Raw genomic sequence first — 23,648 nt, 5'->3', positions numbered from 1 at the left:
GAGGGCACCGGGTTGACGTGTCAGCTGCCCGCGTCCGTACGGCCCCAGTCGGGACCGGCCCTGGCCCACGCGCGGTCGAGTCGCCGGTACCGCCGGTGTACGAGCCGACGTACGACCAGTCTTCGGGCGGCCTCCACGAAGACGCCCGCCATGATCGCCGTGAGGAGCCCGACGACGATCGCGTGCGCGTGGGCGGTCTCGGCGCGCATCGGGGCGGACACCGGGCGCCCGGTGCGGTCGGTCCACAGCCGGAAGGTGTCGCCCGGGTCGGAGAACTCCCGCCGGGGGGCCACCGTGCCCGTACGGTCCGTGCCGTCCGGGGCGGTCCAGCGCGCGACGACGGCCCGGCGGGCAGGCTGCTCTCCGGCGGAGTCGGGGCTCTGCAGGCCGGGGGCGGGGGCGTCGGAGAGCCGGACCACGCGGGCGGTCGTGGGGAGCCGCTGGAGGCTCTGGGTCCGTACCGCGTGCTGGAGGGAGGCGTCGGTCCGCTGGCCGGCGATCCAGCCGGTCGCGGGGACGGCGAGCGCGAGCAGCACGATCGCCGTGAGGGCGACCCACGCTTCGATCAGGTCCGTGGTCCGGCGCAGGGGATTGTGCCGCCAGCGCCAGACTCCAGTGGCTGCGCGCACGCTCAGACCCCCTCGTCGTCAGTGGTCCTTCCAACGAATCTGCCCCGGGGGCGGGTTCCCCGCCTCTCGGGACCGGGGGCCAGGAATCAGTCGAGGATCTTGATCTCGTCGCCGACGCGGATGGTGCCGGGGTGCTCCGGGACCAGGTTCTGGCCGAAGATCAGCCGTGAGCCCTGCTTGCGGTGCCGGGCCAGGGTGCGCAGGGGTTCCTTGCCGCGCGCCGCCGTGAGCTGGTCGGTCGTGGTCACGACGCACCGGCCGCAGGGTTTGGCCACCCGGAAGGTGACCTCGCCGATGGCGAGCCGGGTCCAGCCGTCCTCGGCCCAGGGCGCGGTCCCCTCGACGACGACGTTCGGCCGGAACCGGTTCATCGGCAGCGGGCCCTCGTGGGGGTGGTCGCCCTGGGCGATCAGCGCGTTGAGGGCGGCGAGGGAGGAGGCGGTGGTGACCAGGAGGGGATAGCCGTCCGCGAAACTGACCGTCTCGCCCGGCAGCGCGTACTCCGGATCGATGGGTCGCCGACGCGCCGGGTCGTCCATGTGGACGAGCCGGGACTCCACCCCGAGGAAGTCGCTCAACCAGGCGTCGGCGGCCGGGCCGGCCGGGACCGCCTCCACGGGGGTGTCGAAGACCTCCACCCGGATCGTGGACGACGGCCGCGGTTCCTCGACCGGCAGCGTCGGGTGGCCGGCGGCGGACAGCCTGATGCCGCCGCCCGGCAGCGGTTCGGCCGAGGCCAACGCCATCCGCGGATGACGGCGTTGGGTCACGACCGTGCCCGACGCGTCCACCACGGCCCAACGGCGGTCACCGGCCAGTCCCCATGGCTGGACCTCCGCCTCGGCGAGAGCGTGTCCGCGCAGAGCCTTGACCGGGTGGACATGGACGGAGCGCAGGCGAGGAATCGACATGCCGTCATCCTGCCAGCCGCTCGGCGTCCGGGTCGGTCAGTACCCCTGGCCCTGGTACGGGCGCTGGTACGGGTCCTGGTACTGCGCGGGGGCCGGGGCCGGCCTCGCGGCGGCCGGACGCATCGCCTCGTAGCCGTTGGGCGCCGGGCGCTGCATCTGCGGCTGCTGCTGCGGGCCCGGGTAGCCGCGGGCGGGCTGCTGCGGGATGTACGGCGCCGGGGCGTGCTGCAGCGGCACGGGGGCCATCTGCTGCGCGGCCTGCGGGTAGCCGTACGAACCGCCCCCGTACGACGGGGCGGGGCTGGGCGCCGCCGGGAGGGCGGGCAGCGCCGAGGGCAACGCCGGCAGGTAGCTGTTGCCGGTGTCGTACGCGGAAGGCACTCGGATCGGGGCGATCTGAGGCGTGCCCCGCTCCGCGACCAGGGAGTCGTAGATGGGGGTGTCGGGGAACGACGGCGCGGTGTAGTAACCGCCTCCGTAGGTGGAGCGGGGGGAGGTCATGGCCATAAGTTAAGCCCACGATGTGCTGGTTGGGGAGCCCCATTCTTAGGGTCATCCGTTTTACGCTGGTTTTGTCCACCTGACCTGCCAAAACAACGTTAAAGACCCCGTTAACTCCGGGGGCTTTTCCGCTGGAGCGCGCATGGTTGACGAGAGTGGAGGGCGGCGGTGTCGAGCGCCGGAAACTCACGACAATCGCCGGATTACCGACAGTAATCACGGCGCCCGTGCGGCCGCGGGTTCGGGCCGTGCTCAACCGTCCGACTCGCCGGCGCGGGCGAGGGCGATCCGCGCGAGGAGGGCGGCGAGTTCCGCCGGCTTCGACAGGAAGGGCGAGTGGCCGCTCGCGATCCGGTGGACCGCCCCGGACCGTGCCGCAAGCGCCTGCTGGGTCGGCGCGGGCAGGGCCTGGTCGTCCTCGCAGAGGATGTACGTCGACGGTACGGTGTGCCACCCGGCCGCGGTCAGGGCGTCGCTGTTGGCCTTCGCGCTCTGTGGCACCAGCCGCTCGACGGCCGCCTCGGCGTCGGCCGCGGGTACGTCGCCGTAGAACAGCGCGACGGGATTTTCGGGTACGGCGTCGAGACCGTCCTGCGAGGGTGGTACCGGCTCGGCGAGAAACCCCAAGAGGCTTTCATCGACATCGAGTTGGAACGCCGCCAGAAAGACGATGTGCGAGACGTTCCGCGCCTCGGCGACGGCTTGGCTGACCGGTATGCCGCCGTACGAGTGGGCGACGACCACGACGGGTCCGTCGATGTTCTCCAACTCGCGCAGTATCGCCCGCGCGTCGTCCTGCATGTCGGCCCGCGAACCGGCGCTCGGCAGGTCGATCGCCCGGGTCGGCCACCCGTCAGCCTCTAGTACCGGCGTCACCTTCTCCCAGCACCATGCGCCGTGCCATGACCCGTGGACCAGGAGCAGCGTCGGACGTAAGGCCGTGTCGGTCATCGGTATTCACTTTCTGGTCGGTCGACGTAGGTATTGAGGGAACCCTCGCAGGAGAACCCGGCGGGGGTTCCCTTGTACTGCGGATCACTCGTACTGGCGGCACTGTCCGGGGAACACGGCCTGGACCCGTGTCGAGACGAGCTCCAGTGCCGTGCGGGCCGCGGTGTCGTCGGGCTCGGGGCCGAGCTGGAGGGCCAGCCCCTCGACCAGGCCGTGCAGTTGGAGTGCCGCGAGGGCGGGGTCGCTGTCGACCGGGACCTCGCCGCACTCGTTCCCGTTGTGGACGGCCCTGGCGAGCATCGAGCGGATGAGCCGGCCCGTCTCGGCGTGCGCCTGGGCGAGGCGGGGGTTGTCGACGGTGCGCCCGACGAAGGCAAGGGTCACCCGGTGCGCCGAGCGGCGGTGCGCGTCCACGGGCAGCCACTGGGCGAGTCCCTCGACGGCGACGCCGCGGATCGGCAACTGCTGGATCCTGGACCGCTCTTCGAGTGCCGAGACGCGATCGAGGATCTTCTGGACGACCCGCTCGTGGGTGAACAGCAGCATCTCGTCCTTGGTCGAGAAGTAGTGCTGCACATGGCCGACCGAGACCCCTGCCGCTTCCGCGGTACGGGCGACGGTGACCCGGTCGAGCCCCTGCTCGGTGATCAACTGCTGGACCGCGTCGGCGACCTGGATGCGCCTGGACGGGCCGGTGCGGACGTACCTCCTCTGGTTCCGGCTCGCCGACCGGGAAAGGTCCGACCGCATCACGGTCCGGCACCTGCTCACCAACACCAGCGGCATTCCCACCTCGGCCACCTTCGTCATCGGGGACCGCTACGACAACGCTCCCGGCGCCCTGGCCGACGCGGTCCGCGACCTCGCGGAGATCGCTCCCGCCGCCGGGCCCGGCGAGTCCTACGCCTACTCCAGCGCGGGCTACGCCGTCCTCGGCGCGATGCTCGAGGAGATCTCCGGGCAGCCGTTCGGCACGTACCTGCGGGAGAACGTCCTCGACCCGCTCGGCATGGAGCACGCCGTCGCCACCGACCGGGACTTCGCACGGGAACGACCGGCGCTGGGCCACCGTTTCCTCTACGGCGACCCGGCGCCGTTCGACGCGCCCTACGACACCGCGGGCGCCCCCGGCGCCCATCTTGGCGGCAGCGTGCGGGACTTGGGACAGCTCGTCCGCGCGGAGCTGGGCGGCGGCATGCTGGACGGGCGCCGCGTCCTCTCGGCCGAGGGGATCGCCGAGACCCAGCGCGGCCATGTCGACAGTGACCGCGACCGGTTCGGCCTCGGCTGGTCGGTCGGCACCCTCGACGGCACCGGCGAGCGCATGGTCTGGAAGTCCGGATCGCTGCCCGGCCACGACGCCATGATCGTCATGCTGCCCGACAGCGACCGGGCCGTGATCGTCCTGCAGAACGCCTTCCAGCTGCTGCGGGCCCAGGAGTTCCACCACGCCGCGCTCGGGGCCGCCCGCATCCTGTCCGGCGCCGATCCCGGCCGGACGGCGACCGACCCGCTCGCCTCGGTCCTGCCCTGGGGGACGGCCGCCCTCGCCGGGGTACTGACGCTGTGCGTGGCGGCACCGCTCCTGCGCCTCCTGCCGGCGCGGCGAGCGGCGGCCCGCGCCCGCTCCCGGCGCCGGATCGTCCTGAACACCCTCGCGGCGGTCGCCGCGTCGCTGACGCTCGCGGCTCTGCTGTGGTGGGTGCTCCCCTCCGCCCTCGGCGGCACGATCGAGTCGGCTCTGCTGTGGCTGCCCGACGCGGGATGGGGCGCGGTGGGGGTCGTGGCGCTCGCGCTGCTGCTCGCGGCGGAACGTACGGCACTCGCCGTGTGGGACCTGGGCCGCACCCGTCCGGGGGCAGGCGGGGGCTCGGACGGCCTCCTCTGGTTGCCGCCTCCGGGCACGTGTCCAACGGTGGGGGAGGACGAAAGGAGTCCCACATGAGAGTCATGCTGAAGGCCCACATCGACACGGCCGCGGGCAACGAGGGAATCAAGACCGGTGTCCTGCCGCAGACCGTCAAGGGCCTGATGGAATCCCTCAAGCCGGAAGCCGCCTACTTCGGTGTGGACGAGGGCGTACGAACCTGCTGGATGGTCTTCGACCTCCAGGACAGCTCGCGGATGCCGCCCCTGCTGGAGGACCTCTTCATGCAGTTCAACGCGGAGGTCTCGGTGGTTCCGGTGATGAACGCCGAGGACCTGGCCAAGGGCCTGTCGGAGATGAAGGCGACCCGCGGCTGACAGGCCTTCCAAGTGGAGTGTGTCCGGTATTGGATGGGCGTGACGAAGTCCTGATACGCGGAGTGAGGGTGGGGGAGCAGAGCATGCTCATGCTTAAAGGGGCCAACATTCCGGTGTCGGCGCGCGGTGTCCGCGTGGAGTTGGGCTGGCGCACGGGTGCCGGAGTGCCGGACGTCGACGCCTCCGCGCTGCTCCTGGTATCCGGAAGAGTGCGCTCCGACGCCGACTTCGTCTTCTACAACCAGCCGGCGCACGCCTCGGGTGCGGTACGGCACGAGGGCAAGTCCGGTCCCGACGGCACCGGCGGGCCCGTCACCGACGTCCTCGCCGTCGACCTGGCGGGCGTGGAGCCTGAGGTCGAGCAGATAGTCCTCGCCGCGTCGGCCGACGGCGGCGACTTCGGGCACGTGCCGGGGCTCTGCATCCGCGTGATCGACGCCGACGGCGGGGCGGAACTGGCCCGTTACGAGAGCACGGACGCGACCGTCGAGACCGCGTTCGTCCTCGGAGACCTCTACCGGCGCAACGGCGGCTGGAAGTTCCGGGCGGTGGGCCAGGGTTACGAGTCCGGTCTCGCCGGCCTCGCCACGGACTACGGCATCACGGTCGACGAGCCGGCCGCGCAAGAGCCCGTCGTCGCGCGGCCCGCCGTCGCGGAGCCGGCCGCGGCCGTCGCCCCCGCGCCGCCGGTACAGCCCGTAGGGCCCGTGCGGCCCGTGCGGCTCACCAAGGTCACGCTCACGAAGGAATCCCCGACGATCTCCCTCACCAAGGACGTCGGCGCGACCGGCGGCGTGATGCGGGTGAACCTCAACTGGACCACCCGGACCGGGAAGACGGACGACACCCGGGCCGGCCGCTGGGCCCTGGGCCGCCCCCGAAAAGCCCCCGGCCACGCGGCAGCCGCACTCGACCTCGACCTCTGCGTCCTCTACGAACTCACCGACGGCTCGAAGGGGGTGGTGCAGGCGCTCCAGGGCTTCGGCTCGCTGCACGAACCGCCGTACATCCAGCTCGACGCGGACGACCGCACCGGCGCCCGCGCCGAGGGCGAGAACCTCACCATCAACCTGGACCACGCCGACGCGTTCCGCCGGCTCCTCGTGTTCGTCGTCATCTACGAAGGCGCGAGCGACTTCGGGGACCTGAACGCGACGGTGACCCTCCAGTCGCGGGGCGCCGCGCCGATCGAGTTCGCCCTCGACGAGTGCACCGTGCCGGCCCGTACCTGCGCGCTCGCGCTCCTCACCCAGGAGGACGGCGACCTGCTCGTACGGCGAGAAGCCCAGTTTCTGGTCAACAGGCCGGGGATCTCCATGCAGCAGACCGCCGACGAGGCGTACGGCTGGGGCCTCAACTGGACCCCCGCCGTCAAGTGAGTCACCGGTCGGGCGGTTAGAGATCCCGGGCCGGCACCTGAGTCACCGGTCGGGCGCCGCCTCGGGGCGGGAGTAGGTCCGTCCCTTCCAGGCGGCGCCCCGGCCCCGGTAGTGCTGCACGGCCGAGTCGACCGTCATGAGGAGGTAGAGCAGCGCGGTGAAGGGGAGGGTGGGCGCGAGCCAGAGGGGCTGCCGGTAGTAGCGGAGCATCGGGACGTACGTCCCCGCCATCACCGCCCACGCGAGCCCGCCCGCCCAGCCGGCCACCGCGTCCCCGCCGAACAGCCCGGCCGCCAGGGCCACCGGCGGGGCGAGGTAGACGACGGCGAGCCCGGCGACCGTCCCGGCCAGGACGAGGGGGTTGTGCCGGAGCTGGGCGTACGCGCTGCGCGAGACCATCCGCCACAGGTCGCCGAGGTGCGGGTACGGGCGGACGGAGTCCACGCGGTCCGCGAGGCCCAGCCAGATCCGCCCGCCGACCCGCCGCACGGCCCGGGCGAGCGACACGTCGTCGATCACCGCCTGCCGGATCGACTCCGGCACGCCCGCCCGCTCGGCCGTCTCCGTCCGCAGCAGCACACAGCCCCCGGCGGCGGCGGTCGCCAGGGGGCGACGGCGCCGGTTGATCCAGCGGAAGGGATAGAGCTGGGCGAAGAAGTAGACGAAGGCCGGCACCACCAGCCGCTCCCAGCCGCTCGCGACCCGCAGCCGCGCCATCTGCGACACCAGGTCGAGATCGCTCCCGACCGCCGAGGCCACGAGCAGCCGGAGGCTGTCCGGCTCGTGCGCGATGTCGGCGTCGGTCAGGAGGAGGAACTCGGGGCCGGAGCCGTGTCCGGTGCCACGCGCGCGTGCCAGGGCGATGCCGTGGCGGAGGGCCCACAGCTTGCCCGTCCACCCTGGCTCGGGCTCGCCCGGGGACGTGACCGTCAGCGGCAGCCCGCCGTACCGCGCGGCCAGTTCGCCGGCCAGCTTCCCGGTGCCGTCCGTACTGCCGTCGTCGACCAGCACGATCTCCGCCTCGCCCGGATAGTCCTGGACGAGCAGCGACGGCAGGCTCAGGGGCAGCACCTCGGCCTCGTCCCGTGCCGGTACGACGACGGCGACCCGCGGCCAGGTCCCCGGTTCCGGCTCCACGCGCGCGTGGCCGGTCGGCCGACGCTTGATCGGCAGGCGTTGATCGGTACGCCAGAAGAACCCCTGACCAAGGAGCAGCCACACCCAGGCGGCCAGCGAACCCACGGCGATCCAGGCAACCACGCTCATTTGCCGCAGTCTGCCCCAGATCGGCGGTGGCGCAAGGGTGGTCGGCTAGGGTGACCGGGTGAAGATCGCGCTCATGGACTCCGGAATCGGCCTGCTCCCGGCGGCAGCCGAGGTTCGCCGACTGCGGCCGGACGCGGATCTGGTCCTCTCCAGCGACCCCGACGGCATGCCGTGGGGCCCCCGTACACCCGAGGACCTCACCGAGCGAGCCCTGGCCGTCGCCCGGGCCGCCGCCGCGCTCGAGCCGGACGCGCTGATCGTCGGCTGCAACACCGCCACCGTGCACGCCCTGCCCGCGCTGCGCGCCGCGCTGGAACCCCGTATCCCGGTCATCGGTACTGTCCCGGCGATCAAGCCCGCCGCCTCGGGCGGCGGGAAGGTCGCCATCTGGGCCACGCCGGCCACCACCGGCAGCCCGTACCAGCGCGGACTGATCCGGGACTTCGCCGACGGCGCCGAGGTCACCGAGGTGCCCTGCCCCGGGCTCGCCGACGCGGTGGAGCACGCGGACGCCGACGCGGTGGAGCGGGCCGTGGCCGCCGCCGCGGAGCTCACCCCGCGCGATGTGCGGGCCCTCGTCCTCGGCTGCACGCACTACGAACTGGTCGCCGAACGGATCCGCGCGGCCGTGCAGTCCGCCGACCTCCCGCCGGTGGTTTTCCACGGCTCCGCCGGGGCAGTCGCAGCTCAGGCGCTGCGCCGCATCGGTGCCGAGCCCGCGCCCGCCGCGAACCCGACCGGGGGCCTGACGGTCCTGCTCAGCGGCCGGACCGGCGAGCTGACGCCCGCCGCCCTCGGGTACGCCGAGGGCCGACTGCTGCGGGCCGCGGCCGCCGCGCACTGACGCCGCGCGGGCGCCGTCGCACACGCGCCGGAAGAAGCGCCGTACGAGCGGAACGTGAGTAGGCTGCGACGCATGAGGGACCATTCCCGTCACCCCCGCCGTCCCCGTCCCCCGGACACGGGCGCTCCGCTGCCCGAGGTGTGGACGGGCCGCGCCACCAACCGCATGCAGTGGGTCGCGGCCGTCGCCGGTGCGGGCTGCATGGCCCTCGGCATCACCCTTGCGGTCGAGTCGCCGTGGACGTCCGGCATCGCGCCGCTCCTGATGGCCGTGATCGGCTGCGTGGCGGCCGGCCTCCTCGTGCTGTTCGGCACGCTCGCCTTCGTCCACGTCGAGGTGAAGATCGACGACCGGGCCATGGAGGTCCGCTGTGGCCACATCGGCGTACCCCGCTGCCGGATCCTGCTGTCGCAGGTGGAGGGCGCCGAGTACGTCCCGAAGGTCACCGCGCACGAGTGGGGCGGCTGGGGCTACCGCTGGCGCCCCGAGAAGGGCAAGGCGGTCATCGTCCGCCGGGGCGAGGCGCTGCTGCTGCGGCTCAAGGACGGCCGTACGTTCACGGTCACCGTCGACGACGCCGAGTCGGGCGTACGCGTGATCCTCGACCGGCTCCGTCCCGCCACCCCGACGGCGCCGCCGGGCGCCTGACCGGCTCAGTCCGCCGGGTGCGTACTCCCGCCACCGCCCGCACCCGTACCCACTCCCGCTCCCGCGCCGCCCGCCGTCGCCAGGCCCGCGAGGAGGCCCGCGCAGGCGGTCACCGGGGTGAAGCTCAGGGCGTTGCCGACCGTCGCCAGGGCGGCCAGCGCCGTCAGGGACGCGCCCGCCGTGAGCACCACCGCCGTCGGGCGGGGCGAGGACCGCAGGCCCCACAGCAGCCAGCCGTACGCCGCTCCCAGCAACACCACCCCCGGAACACCCTGCTCCGCCGCCTGCTGGAGCGCCGCCGAGTGCGGCTTGCCGTCCGCCGCGAAGGTCTCCCGGGCCGTCGGGCTCAAGGCTCCGAACCGGTCGGGACCGACCCCGAGCACCGGGTTCTCCTTCGCAAGGGCGACCGCGTCCTGCCACAGCAGCACCCGGTGCCCGGTCAGCTGGCCCTCCAGGGAGGCCGCGAGCCCCTCCGGAAGCCGCTCCTCCGAAACGGCCCACGAGGCGCCGACCACCAGACCCGTGGCCAGGGCGAGCCCCGCGAGGCCGAGCAGCCGGCGCCGCATCCGTACCGCTGCCAGCGAGCAGAGCAGGACCCCGGCCGACGCGACGAACCCCGCGACAGAGCCCAGGACGAGCGCCGCTCCAGCCACAGTCAGGGCGAGGGCGCGCAGCAGCAGCCTGCCGGGCCGCGAACCGGCCGCCGAGGCCGCGCAGCAGGCCGCTCCGGCGGCGAGGACGAGCAGCGCGGCCGCCGCGCCCGTATGACCGGTCGGTACGGAGCCGACGGGGGTGGCTCCCGGTACTCCGGGCCCGGAGGCGAGCGCCAGGCCGAGCGCGGCCAGGGCCGCCACGACGGCGGCGGCCACCGGGAGCAGCGAGCCGGCGATCCGGCCGCAGGCGTACCCGGCGGTGAGCGCGAGCACGGCGAGGAGGACGCCCTCGGGACGCGCCTCCCGTCCGGCCGCGCTGACGAGCGACCACAGGACGCAGGCGCCGAGCACGAGCACCCCGGCCACGTCCGCGCCCCGGCCGTCGCGCTCGCGCACGACGACCACCCGCGCCGCAGATGCAGCCATCCCCGTGACCCCCGCTCCGTCTGGCCGACACCGTAACGGCGCGGCCGGGTTTTTGGGAGCGGATGCGCAGAAACGTTGTGGCAGGAGTGAAGGAAGAGTGACGACGCTCCGCCGCGCCGCGCACCGCCCGTCAGCGACCACGCCCGCGACCGAGCCCGCGAACACCAGGACCGGCCGGGGTCGCCCTGCTCGGGGCACAGGTGCGCGCCGTAGACTCCGCAACGTGAGCACCACCATCACCCCCGTCGACCCCTCCGGCCCCGCCGCCGCACCCGAGCCCGGTCCGGCCGGACTTCGGCGACTCGTACGGCCCGGCACGGCCGTGCTGTCCGGGGCGCTGCTCTTCCTGAGCTTCCCGCCCCGCCCGCTGTGGTGGCTCGCGCTGCCGGCGTTCGCGCTGCTCGGCTGGACCCTGCGCGGCCGCCGGCTGCGCGCCGGCTTCGGCCTCGGCTACCTCGCCGGTCTCGGGTTCCTGCTCCCACTGCTGATCTGGACCGGATCCGAGGTCGGCCAGTTCCCGTGGATCGCGCTGTCGGCCGTCGAGGCGCTCTTCGTCGCCGGCGCGGGCCTCGGCATCGCCGCCGTCTCCCGGCTCCCCGCCTGGCCGGTCTTCGCCGCGGCGGTGTGGATCCTCGCCGAGGCAGCACGCGCGCGTGTCCCGTTCGGCGGCTTCCCCTGGGGCAAGATCGCCTTCGGCCAGGCGGACGGCTTCTTCCTGCCGCTCGCGGCCGTCGGCGGCACCCCGGTGCTCGGCTTCGCCGTCGCCCTCTGCGGCTTCGGCCTGTACGAGGTGATCCGCCAGGTCCGTGCCTACCGCGCCACCGGCACCGTCCCGCGCGGCCCGCTCGCGGCCGCCGCCCTCACCGTCCTGGTCCCGGTCACCGGCGCCCTCGCCGCCCTCCCGCTGGTCGACGACCGCGCCGAGGACGGCACGGCGACCGTCGCCGCCGTGCAGGGAAACGTTCCGCGCCTCGGACTCGACTTCAACTCCCAGCGGCGCGCGGTCCTCGACAACCACGTGGCGCGCACCGAGGAACTGGCCGAGGCGGTGGCCCGCAAGGAGGAGCCGCAGCCCGACTTCGTCCTCTGGCCGGAGAACTCCTCCGACATCGACCCGTACGCCAACCCCGACGCGGCGGACGCCATCGACCGGGCCGTCAAGAAGATCGGCGTGCCGACCGTGATCGGCGCCGTCGTCGCCCCGCCCACGGGCAAGCTGCGCAACACGCTCATCGAGTGGGACCCGCAGAAGGGCCCCGTCACCACCTACGACAAGCGCCACGTCCAGCCGTTCGGCGAGTACATCCCGATGCGGTCCTTCGTCCGCATCTTCAACAGCAACGTGGACCGGGTCAGCCGCGACTTCGGCCCCGGCGACAAGATCGGCGTCTTCGACCTCGCCGGCACCAAGGTCGGCCTCGCCACCTGCTACGAAGCCGCCTTCGACTGGGCCGTGCGCGACACCGTCACCCACGGCGCGCAGCTCATCTCGGTGCCGAGCAACAACGCGACCTTCGGCCGCAGCGAGATGACGTACCAGCAGCTCGCCATGTCCCGGGTCCGGGCGGTCGAGCACAGCCGCGCCGTCGTCGTACCGGTCACCAGCGGCGTCAGCGCCATCATCGCGCCGGACGGCCGGATCGTGGAGCAGACGAAGATGTTCACCCCGGACGTCCTGGTCGAGAAGGTGCCGCTGCGCTCCTCGCTCACCCCGGCGACCCGTATGGGCACGCTGCCCGAGGCGCTCCTGGTGGCGGTGGCCGCCGCCGGACTGGGCTGGTCGGTGCTGCGTTCCGTACGGGCGCGCCGGAGCCGCGCGGCCTGAGCCTCCGGTACGGCGGCGGCGTCGCGGTCCGGGGTGCGCGATCCCCGGGTGCTTGATCCCCGAGGGCTTGATCCACGGGGCTTAGGGTCGAGTCATGGGTACACCTGACTTCATCCGCGAGATCCGGGCCAGCGCCGGCCACCAGCTGCTCTTCCTGCCGGGCGTGAGCGCCGTCGTCTTCGACGACCGGGGCCGGGTGCTGCTGGGCCGACGGGCCGACAACGGCCTCTGGGCCATCGTCGGCGGCATCGTCGAACCCGGGGAGCAGCCGGCCGCCTGCGCGGTCCGCGAGGTGTACGAGGAGACCGCCGTGCGCTGCGAGGCGGAGCGGGTCGTGATCGTGCAGACCCTGCGCAAGCCGATCGTCTACCCGAACGGCGACACCTGCCAGTTCATGGACGTCACCTTCCGCTGCCGCGCGGTCGGCGGCGAGGCCCGGGTCAACGACGAGGAGTCGACGGAGGTCGGCTGGTTCGACGTGGACGACCTGCCGCAGATGAAGCGGTTCTCGCACTTCCGGATCGAGCAGGCGCTCCTCGACGAACCCACATGGTTCGACCCCATGCCGAGCAGCTGAAGTATGGCTTCAGCACACATCGGTTGAGGGTGGGGCGCTTCATACAGTGCGGAGCATGAGCGCCCCCACCACATCCGGTCCCGTACCAGCGCACGTACCGGCACCAGCCGCCCAGGACCCCGCCGCCTCCCAGGGACGCGCGGTCGGGCTCGCTGCCGGACCTGCCGGGCCCGCTGCTGTCCCCGCGCCCGGCTCCGTCCTGCTCGACCTCGCCGGCCGCACCGCGCTCGTCACCGGCGCGGCCGGCGGCATCGGCCGGGCCTGCGCGCTCCGCCTGGCCGCGGCGGGGGCCACGGTCAGAGCCGTCGACCGGGCCGCCGACGGCCTTGCGGCGCTCGCGGAGGCGGCGGACGGGCTGCCGGGCGCCGTCCAGCCGCAGACCCTGGACCTGACCGACCTGGACGCCGCCGAGCAGTCGGCGGCGGGCGCTGACATCCTCGTCAACAACGCCGGACTGCAGCTCGTGCGCCCCATCGAGGAGTTCCCGCCGGACGTCTTCCACACGGTCCTGACCGTGATGCTGGAGGCGCCCTTCCGGCTGATCAGGGGCGCCCTGCCGCACATGTACGAGCAGGGCTGGGGGCGCATCGTCAACATCTCCTCCGTCCACGGTCTGCGGGCCTCGGCCTTCAAGTCCGCCTATGTGGCCGCCAAACACGGTCTGGAGGGCCTCTCCAAGACCGCCGCCCTCGAAGGGGCTCCGCACGGCGTCACCTCCAACTGCGTCAACCCCGGCTATGTGCGCACGCCCCTGGTCGAGCGGCAGATCGCCGACCAGGCCGCTGCCCACGGCATCCCTCCCGAGCGGGTCCTGACCGAGGTCCTCCTCAAGGACTCGGCGCTCAAGCGGCTCATCGAGCCGGAGGACGTCGCGGAGGCGGTGCTCTACCTCTGCGCACCGCAGGCCTCGTTCATCACCGGTGCCTCCCTGACCCTCGACGGTGGCTGGACCGCGCACTGACGGTTGTCCACAACCGCGCACCGACAGCTTTTCCACAGGGCTGGTGCTCCGACCCGTACGGCAGGTATCCCTGTGTCCATGTCGCAAGAACCGGTCTCCTACCTGGAGCTCCTCGCCCGAGGCGCCGCGGCGGAGGCGTACGACCGGCCCGTGCTGCTCGCCCGTGCGAGCGGCGCGGGCCCCGAGGCGTTGGCCGAGCTCGAGCGGGCCAAGCAGCTCGCGCTGCGCGTCCGGGCCGAGCTGGAGGGGAGACGGCGCCGGGAGGCGGAGCTCTCCGCGCTCTTCGAGACCGCCCACGACCTCGCCGGACTGCGCGACCTGGACGCGGTGCTCCGCGCCATCGTCCAGCGCGCCCGCTCCCTGCTCGGCACCGAGGTCGCCTACCTCAGCCTCAACGACCCGGCCGCGGGCGACACGTACATGCGCGTCACCGAGGGCTCGGTCTCGGCGCACTTCCAGCAGCTCAGGCTCGGCATGGGGGAGGGCCTCGGCGGCCTCGTCGCCCAGACCGCCCTGCCGTACGTGACCGAGAACTACTTCGACGACGCCCGATTCCAGCACACCCGCACCATCGACTCGGCCGTCGGCGACGAGGGGCTCGTCGCCATCCTCGGCGTCCCGCTGACCCTGGGCAGCCAGGTCATCGGCGTGCTCTTCGCTGCGGACCGGCGCGCCCGGGTCTTCGGCCGGGAGCAGGTCGCGCTGCTCGGCTCGTTCGCCGCGCACGCGGCCGTGGCCATCGACACCGCCAATCTGCTCGCCGAGACCCGTTCGGCCCTGGCCGAGCTGGAGCGGGCCAACGACATCATCCGCGAGCACAGCGGCGTCATCGAGCGGGCTTCCGAGGTCCACGACCGGCTCACCGAACTGGTGCTGCGCGGCGGCGGGGTCCATGACGTGGCCGCCGCGGTCTCCGAGGTCCTCGGGGGCCGGGTCGAGTTCATCGAGCAGGGCCGCGGCGCGGGCCCCGCCCGGCTCGCCGACGGCCACGCCCTGCGCGAGGGCGACACCTGGGTGGCCGCCGTCGCGGCCGGCGGCGAGTGCCTCGGCGCCCTCGTCCTGCACGGCCAGCCCGACCTCGACCCCGTCGACCAGCGCACCCTGGAGCGGGCCGCGTTGGTGACCTCCCTGCTGCTGCTCGCCCGCCGCTCGGCCGGAGAGGCCGAACAGCGGGTACGGGGCGAACTGCTCGACGACCTCCTCGACGCCCCCGACCGCGACCGCCGTCTGCTGCGCGAGCGCGCCGCCCGGCTCCGCACGGACGTCGACGCGCCTCACGTGGTGCTCGCCGCCCGGATCGACCGCGCGGGAGCCGGGGGCGAGGCCGAGGGCGGCGTAAGGGAGAGCGCGGACCGGCAGCGCCTCTGGTCGGCCGCCTCACATCTGGCCGCCACCCGGCAGGGCCTGGCCTCCGCGCGCGACGGCGGGACGGTCCTGCTGCTCCCGCTCGGCCCCGGCGAGGACGCCGCCGACCTGGCCCGGCAGACCGCCAAGCAGCTCGGCGGCGCCCTGCGCGAACCGGTCACGGTGGGCGCCTCGTCGCCCGTCCCCTCACCCCTGGCCGCCCCCGGCCAGGTCGCCTCCGCGTACGAGGAGGCCCGCCGCTGCCTGGACGCCCTGCGCCTGCTGCACCGCTCGGGTGAGGGCGCGGCGGCCGAGGACCTGGGCTTCCTCGGACTCCTGCTCGCCGACACGCGGGACATCGAGGGCTTCGTCGACCGCACGATCGGCCAGGTCATCGCGTACGACCTGCGAAGAGGGACGGACCTGGTGCGCACGATGGACGCGTACTTCGCGAGCGGGATGAGCCCGGCGCGTACGAAGGACGACCTGCACGTCCATGTGAACACGGTGGCCCAGCGGGTCGAACGCATCGGCCGCCTCCTCGGTCCCGACTGGCAGTCCCCGGCCCGCGCCCTGGAGATCCAACTGGCCCTGCGCCTGCACGCGATGTCGGCGGCGGTCACCCGCTGAGCACACGAGAAGGCGCCGGTCCCCAGAAGGGGGAACCGGCGCCTTTCTCAGTGGGCGATCAGGCGTCGGCGCGAACGGCGGCGGCCGTGGCGGTGGTGTCGGCGGGGGCGTCCTCCGCGACTTCCGACAGGTCGCGGTTGCGGGTCTCCTTGGCGCAGGCGATCGCGACGACCGTGAGGAGCGCGGCGGCGATCACGTACAGGGAGATCGGGGTCGAGGAGCCGTAGTCGTTGAGCAGCGCCGTCGCGATCAGCGGCGCGGGGGCGCCGGCGGCGACCGAGGAGAACTGGGCGCCGATGGAGGCACCGGAGTAGCGCATCCGGGTCGCGAACATCTCGGAGAAGAACGCGGCCTGCGGCGCGTACATCGCCCCGTGCAGGATCAGTCCCACGGTGACGGCGAGCAGCAGAGCACCGAAGGTCCCCCGGTCGATCAGCATGAAGAAGGGGAACATCCAGGCGCCGACACCGACCGCGCCGATCAGATAGACCGGCCGCCGGCCGATCCGGTCCGACAGCGCGCCCCAGGCGGGGATGACGGCGAAGTGGACGGCGGAGGCGATGAGGACGGTGTTGAGCGCGGTCTGCTTGGAGAGGCCCACCTGGGTGGTCGCGTAGACGAGGATGAACGCGGTGATCACGTAGTAGGAGATGTTCTCCGCCATGCGGGCGCCCATCGCGATCAGCACGTCCCGCCAGTGGTGCTTGAGGACGGCGACCAGCGGCATCTTCTCGACCTGTGCGGCGGCGGCCTTGCGCTCCTCGGAGGCGGCGAGCGCGGCCTTGAAGACGGGCGACTCGTCGACGGAGAGCCGGATCCACAGACCCACGATCACGAGCACACCCGAGAGCAGGAAGGGTATGCGCCAGCCCCATGACAGGAACGCGGAGTCGGAGAGCAGCGCGGTGAGCGCGGAGAGCACGCCGGTCGCGAGCAACTGCCCGGCGGGCGCCCCCGTCTGGGGCCACGAGGCCCAGAACCCGCGCCGCTTCGCGTCCCCGTGCTCGGAGACGAGCAGCACGGCCCCGCCCCACTCGCCGCCGAGGGCGAACCCCTGCACGAGCCGCAGCGCGGTGAGCAGCAGGGGCGCGGCGGACCCGACGGTCGCGTGCGTGGGCAGCAGCCCGATCGCGAAGGTGGCCCCACCCATCAGGAGCAGGCTGAGCACCAGCAGCTTCTTGCGCCCGAGCCGGTCACCGTAGTGCCCGAACACCAGCGCACCGATCGGCCGGGCGGCGAAGCCGACGGCGTAGGTGAGGAAGGAGAGGAGGGTGCCGACGAGCGGGTCGGAGTCGGGGAAGAAGAGCTTGTTGAAGACCAGCGCGGCGGCCGAACCGTAGAGAAAGAAGTCGTACCACTCGATGGTGGTGCCGATGAGACTCGCGGCGACGATGCGCTTGAGGTTGGAGGGGGCGGGTGGAGCGGTCGCGGGGGAGGACATCGGCACCACTTCCTGGCGTGTGACGGGGACGTTTGCGTGTCGCCACACCGTAGAAACACGCAGGTCAGTGGCGTATGTGGTGGGACACCATAGTTCCAGGTGTAGGAGTGCGCGCGCCCACCATGGAGCCGGTACCGGGGTCTTCGGCGGAGCCTCAACGAGGCCACGAAGTACGCTGTCCGAGTTGCGCTATTCGCGCATGATTTGAATGCGCCGTGCTGACTCCCGTGCTGGTTTCGTGCTGACTAAAAGCCCACGTCGTCACCCCTTCTCACCGCTCCCGTGCTGACTTGGTGCTGACTACGCTGCGTTGAAGTCCGGCATCTGCGGCAGATCCTGCGCGGCCCAGTGCGGAAGGGTGACCGCCGTGATGGATGGCAAGCGGGTGTTCCGCAGAAGAGAGCCTTCCTTGGAACTCCTAACGAAATGATCTTCGGGGCCCCAAGACAGGACGAAGCCCTGTCGACCGAGGCAGGACGGGCTGGCAAGCACCATCTGATCACCGACGCCACCGGCATCCCGCTCGCCGTCACGTTGACCGGCGGCAACCGCAATGACGTCACCCAGCTCATCCCGCTCCTGGAGGCGGTGCCGCCCGTGCGGGGCAAGCGCGGCCGCCCACGGCGGCGCCCCGACGTCGTCCGCGCTGATCGCGGATACGACCACGACAGGTACCGCCGCCTGGTCTGGGGACTGGGAGTGAAACCGCTGGTCGCCCGCCTGGGTACCGAGCGGATCCGGACTGGGCACTCAACGCTGGGTTGTCGAGCACGCTTTCGCCTATCTGCACTGGTTCCGGCGCCTGCGGATCCGTTGGGAGATCCGCGACGACATTCACGAAGCGTTCCTCACCCTCGGATGCGCACTGATCTGCTGGCGGCGCCTGAACACGCCCGGCCGCACGGAGGCCGAGGCGACTACGGCTGGCGCGAGCAGCCATGGCGACGTCGATACCATCGACAGCAACCACCTGCTGACCAGGGTCGTGCGCAAGTCCGGCCACCGGACCCTTCGCGTCGCACTCGTCGTGGAACATGCGGACCGAGACCAGATTCACGAGCTTCCGCACGGCAAGGTCGTTGACGTCGGCTTGCCCCACGAGTGGCTCCAGGGGGGTCGGCTCGTACGCATGCGTGCTCGACTGATGGACGTCACGGAGCGGACCGTCGGCCACCAACCCGATAACCTGCGCACAGCGACTACTGACGCTGGCGGCTACCGCAAAGCAACCGGTGTCCATGCTTCAAGGGGCCTTCGCATACCGCTCTTCGTGCCTCGGCCGGACGAGGCGAACAGAGGCCGAGGAGCCGCGACCATCCGTGCAGAGATGCGCCGCCGTCAGGAACGCCACCAGCGTGGCGTCCCTGACGGCACCTGCACGGACTTCATGGAGAGGGGAGCCAGGCCAGGGCTGCGACTACCTGTGCCTCCACGCCAGTGACGAGCGGCGAGCGGTTGTCGAGCAGTTCGTCCAGGCGGCCCTCCCGGAACGCGGCCAGGGTGGTCTGGGTGTCCAGCCCACCCCAAAACCGGAAGACAGTCGGCACTCTGAGTACCTCACCGAAGACTCGGCTACTTCATCGGCAATGCCAGCCGCAGCGCCACGAGGGTTTGCTGTCGCTGCCAGGTCGGCGACAGTTGGGGAATACGCAATGAACCCGCCGCGTACGGAGAGGGGGTTGCTGTCCGCATCGCAGGCTGTGACCGCTTGCAACCTCTCGACTCCGCAGGACTGATCCCCTGGCGCGCCTCCCGAAGCAACCAAACGAAAACAAGCATGCAGCCAGGTAAACCCGCAGCTCAGCAAGTGTCGACCCCGTACCCGCGGGGATGCTCCGGCGTCGAAGAACCCGTTCGAGGCCGGGCGTCGGTCGACCCCGTACCCGCGGGGATGCTCCGCGAGGAAGGGACGCGCACAGCGCCGCGCCGATGTCGACCCCGTACCCGCGGGGATGCTCCTGCCACCAAGGTCGCCGGCATCGTCTACGTCAGGTCGACCCCGTAATCGCGGGGATGCTCCGAGTGGAGAGGTCGACGGCGAAGGGCTTCTGGGGTCGACCCCGCACCCGCGGGGATGCTCCGAGCGGCGGCGGCAAGATCCAGTACGGCTGCCCGTCGACCCCGCACCCGCGGGGATGTTCCGTCAACAGGCTGGGCTGTGGGCGGTACTTGGAGGTTGTCCCTGCGCCCCCGGGGATGCTCCGGTCCGTGAGGACGGCCGGGACTCGTACGGAGGCTTGTCGCCACGCGACGGCGGCCACGCGTACCCCACGCGGCTCAAAGATCATCTACGGGACAGCTCTTGGGCGTGAGCGTGACGCTGCCTGGACAGGGGCCCACCTTCGAATCCCGCTGCTGGAGGTTCACGTCATTTCGATGACGCAGCATGTCGAGTGCGTCGCGATCCTTGAGCCTGCCGAGAAGGGCCGCTGACCTATGTGTTTGTCGAGTGTGCATTATGGGCGCTACGTGCGTTACGGGCGATATCTTGACGCATGTCTGACGCGCGCTCGGGTCTTGTGCTGACGTGCCGTCAGCAACAGAAAGCCGCCCCTCCAACCGAGATGACATCTTGGTTGGAGGGGCGGCTTTCTGTTGTGCGTGCCCCCAGAGCGTCATCCCTCTCGCTTCTCCAGGCGACATCGGTGGTCGAACACGCTCCGTAGTTGGATGCACGGTGGGGAAATATGCCTGCGGCGCTACGCGTTGGGGGCTTTCACGGAGAGGGGAGGTGTCGGAGCAGCGTTGTTCCAGACCATGCAGCGGGGTGTGAGCGAGCTCGCACCCCGGCTTGCTGCGGCCGAAGCGGACGTGCAGCGCCTTGTCGAAGCAAACATGGAGGCGCTGTTGGGGGGCCGATTCTTGGCATCCGAGCACGCTACGGGACCTGTCCACGCTGGCCGAATCGACTCGCTGGGGCTCGACGCGACGGGGCTCCCGTTGTGGTCGAGTACAAGCGCGGAACGGATCCGGGCGTGATCAACCAGGGGCTCTTCTACCTGAGCTGGCTCGTGGACCATCGCAGTGAGTTCGAGCACCTGGTCCGCGACAAGCTCGGGGCGGAGAGAGGCGCTGCCCTCGGACTGCAATCCGGCCATCCAGGCCAGTGACACCGAACTCGACTAGCTAGCTAGTGGGTCGCTCTTTGCGCCGGCGCTCTAAGAACTGCTAGGTGAACACGTACTCCGCTTCGTCAAGCCAGGGACTCATGGACGCGAGCAGCTTTCGCCGGTCCTTTTCGCCTGCCATGTGGCCTCCTTGGGGCATCCCGAGTCACGGCGCCGGCACGAGGCACGCCATGACCGTCCCGGCCCGCGGAACGAGACTCAGACGACCTCGGTGAGCGTGAAGTCATCCACAAGCCCAGAGGATTTACCCGGATCACCATGGACCTGAATTCTAATAGCGGACTCCGTTGCCCTGAATCTGTATTCGATCTGCTGCCAGCCGCCAATTCCTGAAACCTTCACCATGGGGGCTAGAGGTGTATTATTTGAGCTGCTCGTGCAGCCGATCTTGAGGTATTTACCTGACCACGGCCATGCCCACACGCGCAGCACGTATTCCCTGCCCGCTGTGAGGTCGGTGACTCTTCTCGACAGCCGGGTGGGGATATTGGCGAACATGAACTCCGCGCAGCGTTCGCCAGAGTGCTTCATCTTGTCGGTCAGATATACATGCCATTTGGTGTATGCCCAGTCGCCTGCCCATTCCTGCTCAAATCCAGCGTTGTCCAAGTGGATCTCGCGATATCCGGCTATCGCCGGAATGGAGGGGGAGAAGGCTATTGCTGATATTGGGAGGGGCTGGCCTGCCGCGATCACGTCCACGTGACGAAGGAGCTGGTTTTCGACGGATTTGACGACAGAGTGATGGATGGATCTTGCCTCACCATCCGAATAGTAGGACTCCTGGGGGTTGTGGCCTAGTGAGGTCATATGGTTGGCAAGGCGCCATTTTGCAAGATACCCAGGATTCAGCTTTTCGACCCACTTTTCCCATGCGCTGCACTGGATGATAATCGCCTGACGTGCAATCTGCTGGCTCTTGACCTGCCACTCCTTGTCTAGTTCGTTAAGTCTTTCTTGGCGTTCTCTTCCAGCGGGATAATTGTCCATAATCTTTTGCTGTAGTGGCGTGGTGATGAGTGCCTGGGCGGCCTCCAGTCTGTCGTTGATTACCTTGAGGAACAGATCGCGTACTTTGTCCATGAAATCGTAGGGGTGGTCGAGCGTGTCGAAAAGGATGGTGTCGAGCAGGACTGCCAGTCCTGGCAGTGCAAAAACAGATCCAGTCACGAGGACGGTGGCGGCTCCTGCCCCCATTGCCATCATGCCGATGACGAGGATGTCGCCTCCGAGGGCTGTGACGTCCAGGGCGACCCCAGTTGTGTCGACATTCTCTGCCGTCAGCTTACGAGCCAGTGAATAAGCGTTGGCGGCGAGCGAAATCCCAACACCTGTATATGCAATCTTTCGGAGTACTGGTTCGCCGGCCTCCATTGCTACTGCGATTCTGTCTGACATGATCGGCATGATTACTGCGCTTCCGTGCGCGGCCGTCTCGATGTCGGTGAGGGTATCGCTTTGAGGGTCCAGGAACTGGATGAGCGTTCCCGCCCCGGCGACAACGGCGGATCCGCCGGAAAGTGCCTGTCCCAGTTTTCCGGCCTTGCCTGGCGCTTGCGCCAACAAGTCGGCTTTTGGGGCAGTCGACCTGGTGATGCTCACCACGTTGGAGCTGGAGGTGGCACTTTGTCTCTGGGGTGGAGCAGGAGTTATCTGGCTCGCATTCTGCTCCTGAAGCCGTTGGGTCTCCCGTCCCATGACGACTTCGGTGACGACCTGTAGGTTTTGACGGTCCTTTCTTTCCTGCCAGCCCGGGATCTGAAATCGATAGAGATATCCATCTGCCGGGAACCACGCGTCGATCAGGGTGGCACCTGATTCCTTCATGACGAGTCTTGCTTCGTCGAACAGGCCGTTCGGTTCGCATCCTGTGATGACGGATGAAGGGTCCGACTGCTCTGTATATGGCAGGGTGCAGGGCCACAAGCACCGCACCGTGGCGGTTCCGCTGCTGATCTCCATGGTGGGGAACCATGAAGTCTCCCTGCGCTCCTTACCTGATGCGTCCCTGACGGGTGTATCGATACTACTGATGGTTGTCCGAGTCCCAGAGCTGCTCTGAATCAGCTGCGTCCAACTTCCTCCAATGCCGCCGGGAGAACTTGCTCTCGGCGGTAGTTCGTCGACCATTTCGGAGATAAGGAACCTGGGGTCTAGCACCTTGAACCGGTCCGGTCTCGGCACTGGTTCGAGATAGACCACAGATGCGGCGGGAATGATTTTCTGGGCGCCAGAGTTGATTATTGTGGAATTTGAGGGGTAGGTCTTTTCCAAAAGGGCTCCGCCTGACGTGAATGTTCCTTCCCGATTCATGGTGCGGACTCGGATATCATACGGGCCCACCACGTCCACTTTGAAGTTTTCCTTGTCGGGCTGCAGTGAGTATTTCACGATCTGTGACGGAGGGGCGCACACTTTCCGTGGATGGCCCCCGCGGTCTCTTGTCGGCGATCCGGAGGCATCGAAGACGTCCCGGTATTCCATCCGGATATCCTCCAGTGCGTACGTCATAGGATCTTGCGGGGGACGCGACGTCAGGTAGGCCTGGTGTTGACTCTGGTTTTCCAAATCCTTGGGAGGTCTGGGAATTCGATTGACGGGAAGGAATTTTCTCGCCGGGATGGGAATGACCTTCGGGGCGCTCTGAGGTATTTTTGCCTTGAAGCGGAACCCGACCGCTGGATCAGTGTACGGACCTTCCAGAAAATATCGCGTCTTTATTCCCATGGTTACGTCGCAGAGGAAGAACTCCCTCCCGGACTTGGTGTGGGCCCACAGTTCTCCTTCTGTGTACTCCCCGACTTTCGGCACTGTTAGTTCAATTCTGAGTCCGTAGTTTTTCTCCGGGTCCTTGTACTCGGCTGTGTAGCCCCCTTCTGCTCCCACGGGAGGAATAGGGGTATAGGTGTCTTGTGTGCCGACTGGTGCTTCCAGGGACAGGCCGATGTCCAGGACATCCCTCCATGTTTTGCGGTCGCCGCGCCCCCATGCTTCCCAGAGAGCCTGCTTCATCCGGGTTGAGGCAGCAGGGTTGTACGGGCCCGTTGAGGTTTTTTTCATGGGCAAGGGGTAATCGCGCAAGAGCCGGGTGGAGAATTCGGACGCATAACGCGGGTAAGGTCCATCGATGGCATGGGTCTGCGGGAATGTGGGTCCTTCCCTTCTTATGGCCGGCACTCCTTCTGTCGTCCCGCTCTGGGGGGTGGCTGTGGGTGGTGTGGGGGGTGTGGTGTGTCGTTTTCCTCTTCGTTTGGTGGGTTGGGGTGGTGTGGTGTTGGTGGGGGGGTTGG

Annotated in this window: 19 protein-coding genes and 2 pseudogenes; 11 read left to right on the top strand and 10 right to left on the bottom strand. The window is 70.0% G+C overall.

What is annotated here, in order from left to right; all coding sequences use genetic code 11:
• Positions 1–20 precede the first annotated feature (20 nt).
• From ACFWRO_RS31515 to ACFWRO_RS31495, 5 genes are all read right to left on the bottom strand, one after another.
• Complete coding sequence (locus ACFWRO_RS31515; protein WP_384516257.1) at positions 21–629, bottom strand: hypothetical protein; 609 nt, start codon at positions 627–629, stop codon at positions 21–23.
• An 86-nt stretch (positions 630–715) separates the two neighbouring features.
• Positions 716–1,540, bottom strand: coding sequence for an MOSC domain-containing protein (locus tag ACFWRO_RS31510; RefSeq protein ID WP_384516254.1), 825 nt, complete (start codon positions 1,538–1,540; stop codon positions 716–718).
• A 36-nt stretch (positions 1,541–1,576) separates the two neighbouring features.
• On the bottom strand, positions 1,577–2,041 hold the full coding sequence (locus tag ACFWRO_RS31505; RefSeq protein ID WP_384516251.1) for a DUF6643 family protein: 465 nt from the start codon (positions 2,039–2,041) through the stop codon (positions 1,577–1,579).
• A gap of 252 nt (positions 2,042–2,293) precedes the next feature.
• Complete coding sequence (locus tag ACFWRO_RS31500; RefSeq protein WP_384516248.1) at positions 2,294–2,992, bottom strand: alpha/beta fold hydrolase; 699 nt, start codon at positions 2,990–2,992, stop codon at positions 2,294–2,296.
• A gap of 84 nt (positions 2,993–3,076) precedes the next feature.
• A complete protein-coding gene (locus ACFWRO_RS31495) occupies positions 3,077–3,643 on the bottom strand; it encodes a TetR/AcrR family transcriptional regulator (RefSeq protein WP_384516245.1) in 567 nt (188 codons plus the stop codon).
• On the opposite strand from ACFWRO_RS31495, the gene ACFWRO_RS31490 reads away from it, so the two are divergent.
• The 3 genes from ACFWRO_RS31490 to ACFWRO_RS31480 all read left to right on the top strand — a co-directional run bounded on the left by ACFWRO_RS31490 (position 3,636) and on the right by ACFWRO_RS31480 (position 6,615).
• The gene (locus tag ACFWRO_RS31490; RefSeq protein WP_384516243.1) at positions 3,636–4,937 is read left to right on the top strand and encodes a serine hydrolase domain-containing protein; all 1,302 of its coding nucleotides are present in this window, start codon (positions 3,636–3,638) and stop codon (positions 4,935–4,937) included. The two genes, ACFWRO_RS31495 and ACFWRO_RS31490, sit on opposite strands and share 8 nt — an antisense overlap.
• Positions 4,934–5,236 carry a hypothetical protein gene (locus tag ACFWRO_RS31485; RefSeq protein ID WP_384516241.1) on the top strand — a complete coding sequence of 101 codons (303 nt, stop codon included), beginning with the start codon at positions 4,934–4,936 and terminating at the stop codon, positions 5,234–5,236. Before ACFWRO_RS31490 ends, ACFWRO_RS31485 begins: the two co-directional genes overlap by 4 nt.
• A gap of 89 nt (positions 5,237–5,325) precedes the next feature.
• Positions 5,326–6,615, top strand: a complete 1,290-nt coding sequence (locus ACFWRO_RS31480; protein WP_384516338.1) for a TerD family protein — start codon at positions 5,326–5,328, stop codon at positions 6,613–6,615.
• A 42-nt stretch (positions 6,616–6,657) separates the two neighbouring features.
• Here ACFWRO_RS31480 and ACFWRO_RS31475 read toward each other — a convergent pair whose 3' ends face one another.
• Positions 6,658–7,881 (bottom strand): glycosyltransferase, encoded by a 1,224-nt coding sequence (locus ACFWRO_RS31475; RefSeq protein WP_384516238.1) that lies wholly within the window; start codon positions 7,879–7,881, stop codon positions 6,658–6,660.
• Between the two features lie 58 nt (positions 7,882–7,939).
• On the opposite strand from ACFWRO_RS31475, the gene ACFWRO_RS31470 reads away from it, so the two are divergent.
• Both ACFWRO_RS31470 and ACFWRO_RS31465 read left to right on the top strand, forming a co-directional pair.
• Positions 7,940–8,725 (top strand): glutamate racemase, encoded by a 786-nt coding sequence (locus tag ACFWRO_RS31470; RefSeq protein WP_384516235.1) that lies wholly within the window; start codon positions 7,940–7,942, stop codon positions 8,723–8,725.
• 72 nt (positions 8,726–8,797) lie between these two features.
• Complete coding sequence (locus ACFWRO_RS31465) at positions 8,798–9,373, top strand: hypothetical protein (protein ID WP_384516233.1); 576 nt, start codon at positions 8,798–8,800, stop codon at positions 9,371–9,373.
• A 5-nt stretch (positions 9,374–9,378) separates the two neighbouring features.
• On the opposite strand, the gene ACFWRO_RS31460 is transcribed toward ACFWRO_RS31465, so the two are convergent.
• Positions 9,379–10,452 carry an O-antigen ligase family protein gene (locus tag ACFWRO_RS31460; protein ID WP_384516230.1) on the bottom strand — a complete coding sequence of 358 codons (1,074 nt, stop codon included), beginning with the start codon at positions 10,450–10,452 and terminating at the stop codon, positions 9,379–9,381.
• 223 nt (positions 10,453–10,675) lie between these two features.
• On the opposite strand from ACFWRO_RS31460, the gene lnt reads away from it, so the two are divergent.
• From lnt to ACFWRO_RS31440, 4 genes are all read left to right on the top strand, one after another.
• On the top strand, positions 10,676–12,277 hold the full coding sequence (lnt, locus tag ACFWRO_RS31455; protein ID WP_384516227.1) for an apolipoprotein N-acyltransferase: 1,602 nt from the start codon (positions 10,676–10,678) through the stop codon (positions 12,275–12,277).
• Positions 12,278–12,371: 94 nt separating this feature from the next.
• Complete coding sequence (locus ACFWRO_RS31450; RefSeq protein ID WP_384516225.1) at positions 12,372–12,854, top strand: NUDIX domain-containing protein; 483 nt, start codon at positions 12,372–12,374, stop codon at positions 12,852–12,854.
• Between the two features lie 55 nt (positions 12,855–12,909).
• Positions 12,910–13,815 carry a 3-hydroxybutyrate dehydrogenase gene (locus ACFWRO_RS31445; RefSeq protein ID WP_384516222.1) on the top strand — a complete coding sequence of 302 codons (906 nt, stop codon included), beginning with the start codon at positions 12,910–12,912 and terminating at the stop codon, positions 13,813–13,815.
• A 78-nt stretch (positions 13,816–13,893) separates the two neighbouring features.
• A complete protein-coding gene (locus ACFWRO_RS31440) occupies positions 13,894–15,789 on the top strand; it encodes a helix-turn-helix domain-containing protein (RefSeq protein WP_384516220.1) in 1,896 nt (631 codons plus the stop codon).
• A 58-nt stretch (positions 15,790–15,847) separates the two neighbouring features.
• Here ACFWRO_RS31440 and ACFWRO_RS31435 read toward each other — a convergent pair whose 3' ends face one another.
• Positions 15,848–17,230, bottom strand: coding sequence for an MFS transporter (locus ACFWRO_RS31435; RefSeq protein ID WP_384516217.1), 1,383 nt, complete (start codon positions 17,228–17,230; stop codon positions 15,848–15,850).
• 437 nt (positions 17,231–17,667) lie between these two features.
• Here ACFWRO_RS31435 and ACFWRO_RS31430 point away from each other — a divergent pair.
• Both ACFWRO_RS31430 and ACFWRO_RS31425 read left to right on the top strand, forming a co-directional pair.
• A pseudogene (locus ACFWRO_RS31430) lies at positions 17,668–18,116 on the top strand (IS5 family transposase); the annotation flags it as partial.
• 1,871 nt (positions 18,117–19,987) lie between these two features.
• Positions 19,988–20,292: pseudogene (locus ACFWRO_RS31425) on the top strand (transporter); the annotation flags it as partial.
• A 106-nt stretch (positions 20,293–20,398) separates the two neighbouring features.
• Here the strand turns inward: ACFWRO_RS31425 and ACFWRO_RS31420 are convergent.
• Both ACFWRO_RS31420 and ACFWRO_RS31415 read right to left on the bottom strand, forming a co-directional pair.
• A complete protein-coding gene (locus ACFWRO_RS31420) occupies positions 20,399–20,479 on the bottom strand; it encodes an ACT domain-containing protein (RefSeq protein ID WP_384516335.1) in 81 nt (26 codons plus the stop codon).
• A 77-nt stretch (positions 20,480–20,556) separates the two neighbouring features.
• A complete protein-coding gene (locus ACFWRO_RS31415; RefSeq protein ID WP_384516214.1) occupies positions 20,557–23,418 on the bottom strand; it encodes a hypothetical protein in 2,862 nt (953 codons plus the stop codon).
• Between the last annotated feature and the right edge of the window lie 230 nt (positions 23,419–23,648).

The organism is Streptomyces sp. NPDC058579, from assembly GCF_042718575.1.
Taxonomy (GTDB): domain Bacteria; phylum Actinomycetota; class Actinomycetes; order Streptomycetales; family Streptomycetaceae; genus Streptomyces.
Note: the sequence above shows the minus strand (reverse complement) of the source record. Positions and strands in the feature narration are given on the sequence as shown.

Bases quoted from the DNA above. Each gene is read 5' to 3' on its own strand.
- ACFWRO_RS31415 (WP_384516214.1), bottom strand. From the start codon at position 23,418: ATGAAAAAAACCTCAACGGGCCCGTACAACCCTGCTGCCTCAACCCGG.
- ACFWRO_RS31465 (WP_384516233.1), top strand. From the start codon at position 8,798: ATGAGGGACCATTCCCGTCACCCCCGCCGTCCCCGTCCCCCGGACACG.
- ACFWRO_RS31435 (WP_384516217.1), bottom strand. From the start codon at position 17,230: ATGTCCTCCCCCGCGACCGCTCCACCCGCCCCCTCCAACCTCAAGCGC.
- ACFWRO_RS31475 (WP_384516238.1), bottom strand. From the start codon at position 7,881: ATGAGCGTGGTTGCCTGGATCGCCGTGGGTTCGCTGGCCGCCTGGGTG.
- ACFWRO_RS31485 (WP_384516241.1), top strand. From the start codon at position 4,934: ATGAGAGTCATGCTGAAGGCCCACATCGACACGGCCGCGGGCAACGAG.
- ACFWRO_RS31480 (WP_384516338.1), top strand. From the start codon at position 5,326: ATGCTTAAAGGGGCCAACATTCCGGTGTCGGCGCGCGGTGTCCGCGTG.
- ACFWRO_RS31460 (WP_384516230.1), bottom strand. From the start codon at position 10,452: ATGGCTGCATCTGCGGCGCGGGTGGTCGTCGTGCGCGAGCGCGACGGC.
- ACFWRO_RS31450 (WP_384516225.1), top strand. From the start codon at position 12,372: ATGGGTACACCTGACTTCATCCGCGAGATCCGGGCCAGCGCCGGCCAC.
- ACFWRO_RS31500 (WP_384516248.1), bottom strand. From the start codon at position 2,992: ATGACCGACACGGCCTTACGTCCGACGCTGCTCCTGGTCCACGGGTCA.
- ACFWRO_RS31510 (WP_384516254.1), bottom strand. From the start codon at position 1,540: ATGTCGATTCCTCGCCTGCGCTCCGTCCATGTCCACCCGGTCAAGGCT.
- ACFWRO_RS31505 (WP_384516251.1), bottom strand. From the start codon at position 2,041: ATGACCTCCCCCCGCTCCACCTACGGAGGCGGTTACTACACCGCGCCG.
- ACFWRO_RS31420 (WP_384516335.1), bottom strand. From the start codon at position 20,479: ATGGCAGGCGAAAAGGACCGGCGAAAGCTGCTCGCGTCCATGAGTCCC.
- ACFWRO_RS31445 (WP_384516222.1), top strand. From the start codon at position 12,910: ATGAGCGCCCCCACCACATCCGGTCCCGTACCAGCGCACGTACCGGCA.
- ACFWRO_RS31440 (WP_384516220.1), top strand. From the start codon at position 13,894: ATGTCGCAAGAACCGGTCTCCTACCTGGAGCTCCTCGCCCGAGGCGCC.